Origin of the sequence: Paenarthrobacter aurescens (genome assembly GCF_025421775.1) — a bacterium.
GTDB lineage: Bacteria > Actinomycetota > Actinomycetes > Actinomycetales > Micrococcaceae > Arthrobacter > Arthrobacter aurescens_B.
Window position 1 is genome coordinate 1 of sequence record NZ_JAOEFX010000616.1, and the last position, 244, is coordinate 244.

The 244-nt window shown below is 60.2% G+C and carries 1 protein-coding gene; it reads left to right on the plus strand.

Features of this window, described 5'->3' with window-relative positions; genetic code table 11:
- Positions 1 to 244: PP2C family serine/threonine-protein phosphatase (locus N7568_RS25020; RefSeq protein ID WP_368736535.1), on the plus strand; the 244-nt coding region annotated here is incomplete at both ends.

The following is a 244-nucleotide window of genomic DNA, read 5'->3' on the forward strand; positions in this document are numbered from 1 at the left end:
ACCGTGATCATGACGACGATCCGGACGGCGCCGAGCCCGTCCTCGCGGACGAGATCCAGACCGCTAATTCACTGCTTTCCGAGCTTGTCCACCAGACTCCCAAGCTTTCCGGCATGGGAACCACCGTGACTGCGCTCCTCTTGGAGGACCGCAAGCTCCACTTCGCCCATAGTGGCGACTCCCGCGCCTACCGCCTGCGTAACAAAAAGTTCGAGCAAATCAGCATCGACCACACGTTCGTGCA